This is a genomic window from Streptomyces phytophilus (genome assembly GCF_013870535.1).
GTDB lineage: Bacteria > Actinomycetota > Actinomycetes > Streptomycetales > Streptomycetaceae > Streptomyces > Streptomyces phytophilus.
On the sequence record NZ_JACBXC010000572.1, the window covers coordinates 1 to 3,787 of the forward strand.

Here is a 3,787-nt window from a genome sequence, read left to right on the forward strand (position 1 = left end):
GCCCCCGCCCCCGCCCCCGCTGGAAGGCTGGTGGGCGTCAGGCCCGGGTACGTACCCGACGGTCGGCGCCCCCGCGGGGGCGTTGCGCTCCAGGCGGTCCAGCCGGGCCATCACCGATCGCTCGTCCCCGTACGCGCCGGGGAGCAGCACCCGCGCGCAGATCAGCTCAAGCTGCAGCCGCGGCGCGGTGGCGCCGCGCATCTCGGTCAGCCCTTCGTTCACGAGGTCGGCGGCGCGGCTCAACTCGGCCGCGCCGAAGGTGTCGGCCTGGCGCCGCATCCGCTCCAGCACGTCCGCCGGAACATCGATCAGTCCCTTGTCGCCGGCGTCCGGCACGGCGGCGAGGATCACGAGGTCCCGCAGCCGCTCCAGCAGGTCGGTGACGAACCGCCGCGGATCGTGCCCGCCCTCGATCACCTGCTCCACGACCGCGAACGCCGCCGCCCCGTCGCCCGCCGCGAAGGCGTCGACGACGGAGTCGAGCAGGGCGTCGTCCGTATACCCGAGGAGGGCGGTGGCCATGGCGTACGTCACACCCTGCTCGCTGGCGCCGGCGAGCAGTTGGTCCATGACGGACATCGAGTCCCGCACGGAGCCGGCCCCGGCCCGTACGACCAGGGGCAGCACCGTGTCCTCGACGGGGATGGACTCGACGCGGCAGACGTCCGCGAGATAGTCGCGCAGGGTGCCGGGCGGGACGAGGCGGAAGGGATAGTGGTGCGTCCGGGACCGGATGGTCCCGATGACCTTCTCCGGCTCGGTCGTGGCGAAGATGAACTTCAGATGCTCGGGCGGCTCCTCGACCACCTTCAGCAGGGCGTTGAACCCCGCGGAGGTGACCATGTGCGCCTCGTCGACGATGTAGATCTTGTACCGGCTGGCGGCCGGCCCGAAGAACGCCTTCTCGCGCAGCTCACGCGCGTCGTCCACACCGCCGTGCGACGCGGCGTCGATCTCGATGACGTCGATCGACCCCGGCCCGTTCCGCGCGAGGTCCCGGCACGACCGGCACTCCCCGCACGGCTCCGGCGTCGGCCCCCGCTCGCAGTTGAGACACCGGGCGAGGATGCGCGCACTCGTCGTCTTCCCGCAGCCGCGTGGCCCGCTGAACAGATACGCGTGGTTGACCCGCCCGTTCCGCAGCGCCTGCTGCAGGGGGCCGGTCACATGGTCCTGCCCGATGACCTCGCCGAAGGTCTCGGGCCGGTAGCGGCGGTAGAGAGCGAGCTGCGACACGACTACGACGATATCGGTGACCGCCGACAACGGCGCCCACCCACCGAAACCCCCACCCACCCCGCACAAGAAGGTGCCCCCCACGCACCCGCCAGAGCCCACCTACCCTTGCTGCCTTCCGGCCCTGGGGGAGTTCAGCGAGATAGCGCCGCGTGAGGGGCGTGTCCACCTTAACCGATCCCACCCCCGACGAACGAGTTCGCGACCACCCCGCCCTGTCTTGTACTGTGGCCCGCGGAGGATTCGCCTAGTGGCCTAGGGCGCACGCTTGGAAAGCGTGTTGGGTTCACACCCTCACGAGTTCGAATCTCGTATCCTCCGCACCCCGCCTGACCAGGCAAAACGAAGAGCCGAGCCGTGATCACGGCTCGGCTCTTCGGTATGCGCTGGTCCTATTCTTGGTCTCGTTTATTTCCGACATTTCCCGCATTTCGCCTCGGACGTCGCAGCCGTGAGCCTGGGTGAATCCTTCGGTGGGATGCACAAGGTGCCGACGATGCACCATGCTTCAAGCATGTGTGAGACCGGTCTCCGGTCCAGCACAGCGGTACGAGTCCAGAGCGAGGTGTCCCGCATCAGCAAGTCCGGTGGATCAACACTGGCCGCCTGGCTGCGCGGCCCCGGCGCCGCCCGCCTTGGGCGGATCCTCACCCTGCGGGCGGATGCCGTGGCACCGCCGGAGCCCCGGTCGGTCGGCGAACTCGCGGACCGCCTCCAGCGCCCCGGCTCGGTGGCACACGTACTGCCCAGGCTCGCCCTGCCACACCTGCAAGTCGCCGAGGCGCTCGCGGCACTGGGGGCCGTGGAGCACGATGCGCTGGCAGAACTGCTCGGCGCCACGGACGGGGAACTCGCCCGCGGCCTTGACGCGGCCCTGGAGGCGCTGGCCGACCACGCCCTGGTCTGGCCGGACGGCAAGGCGCTGCTACGGATGGCGGCACCGTTGCGGCAGGTGTGGGACTCGCCCCTGGGTCTCGACTCGCCGCTGGCCACACTGCTTGAGGGCACGACCTCCGACGAACTGCGCCGGATACTGGCGGCGCTGGGGATCAAGCCCGGCGGTACGAAGCAGCAGCGGGCGGCGGCCCTGCTGGATCACCACCGCGATCCGGAGCGGATCACCGCGCTGGTCGCACAGGCACCCACGGCCGCCCGGAAGCTGCTTGAGCGCCGGGCGAACACCGCTGCGGAGCAGCCCGAGTTCGCGGTGTTCGGAGTTCCGCGGGACGATTCACAGCCGGGCGCGCGGTGGGCGCTGGAGCGAGGACTCCTCATCCAGGACCGACGTCGATACGGGACCGCCTGTATGCCGGCCGAGGTGGCGCTCGCGCTGCGGGGGGCCGACTGGCACGCCCCGTTCGAGCCCTCCCCGCCCGTCCCTCGTTCGGTGCCCGTCACCACGGCGGAGGTGGACCGGGAGACCGCGGCCGCGGCCATGGCGTTCACCGCTCACGCCGCCTCGGTCCTGGCGGTGTGTGCCACCTCTCCGCTGACGCGGCTGAAGGCCGGCGGCGTCGGGGCACGGGAGCTGTCCCGGGTCGGCAAGTCCGCACAGTGCGACGACATCGTCGTACGCATCACCCTGGAGACGGCGTACGAGGCCGGTCTGCTGGCCCGGGACGGCGCCAAGATCGCGGCCACGAAAGCCTACGACGCCTGGGCGGCCCAGGAACCGGCTGAGCAACTCGCCCTTCTTCTCCAGGTATGGCAGACCCTCGGGCTCACCCCCGCCCAGACCCGCGACGAGGACGGCAAGGCGCTCCCCGCGCTCACCGGAGCCCCGCCCTGCGGCGGCTGCCTCCGGGCCAGGGAAGGGCTTCTCACCGCCATGGCGCGATTCCCGGCGGAGCAAGGAGCGGAGAACACCGCCGAACTCGGACCGTTGACCGCCTGGCACCGCCCGCTCGCCGATCAGCTCCCCCAGGACGCCACGCCGTTCGCCACCTTGATCCGCGAAGCGGAACTGCTCGGCGTACTCGCCCGCGGTGCCCTCTCCCCGGTCGGGGCCGCCCTTCTCGACGACGACACCGAGGGGCTGGCCCTCGTGTGCCGGCGGCTGCTGCCCGCTGCCACGGGAGTCGCCCGCTTCGGTGCCGACCTCACGGCCGTCGTCACCGGAACGCCGACCGCACACCTCGCCTCGCTCCTCGATTCCGTCGCCGACCGGGAAGCCGGCGGCACGGCGTCGGTGTGGCGATTCGGTCCTGCCACCATCCGCCGTGCCCTCGATGCCGGCCGTAGCCCCGGCGCCCTCACGTCCGACCTGGCCGCCGTCGCCGTCGAGCCGCTGCCCCAGCCGCTGTCGTACCTGATCCAGGACGCCGCGCGCGGCCACGGCCGGGTACGCGTCGCCTCCGCGACCTGCGTGATCCACGGCGAGGAGCCCGCCCTCCTCACCGAACTGGTCGCCCGCCGTGGGCTCGCCGGGCTCGGTCTGCGGCAGCTGGCACCGACGGTGCTCGTGAGCCGCGCCCCGCTCGACGAGAGCCTCGCGGCGCTCCGGGCCGCCGGATACGCCCCGGTCGCCGAGGCCGCTGACGGGACGGTCCGT

At 72.0% G+C, this 3,787-nt stretch carries 2 protein-coding genes, 1 tRNA gene and 1 other RNA gene; 2 read left to right on the forward strand and 2 right to left on the reverse strand.

Annotated elements, in window-relative coordinates; all coding sequences use genetic code 11:
- Together H5J30_RS21490 and ffs are read right to left on the reverse strand one after the other, a co-directional pair.
- Window positions 1–1,236 (reverse strand): DNA polymerase III subunit gamma and tau (locus H5J30_RS21490; RefSeq protein WP_181789025.1); only part of this gene is annotated, 1,236 nt, incomplete at its 3' end.
- Between the two features lie 69 nt (window positions 1,237–1,305).
- Window positions 1,306–1,400, reverse strand: an RNA gene (gene ffs, locus H5J30_RS21495) — signal recognition particle sRNA small type.
- A gap of 72 nt (window positions 1,401–1,472) precedes the next feature.
- Between ffs and H5J30_RS21500 the strand changes: the two genes are divergently transcribed.
- Both H5J30_RS21500 and H5J30_RS21505 read left to right on the forward strand, forming a co-directional pair.
- Window positions 1,473–1,557: transfer RNA gene (locus tag H5J30_RS21500), tRNA-Ser, on the forward strand.
- Between the two features lie 244 nt (window positions 1,558–1,801).
- Window positions 1,802–3,787, forward strand: a 1,986-nt coding sequence (locus H5J30_RS21505) for a helicase-associated domain-containing protein (protein WP_309505596.1), incomplete at its 3' end; no start/stop codon positions are given.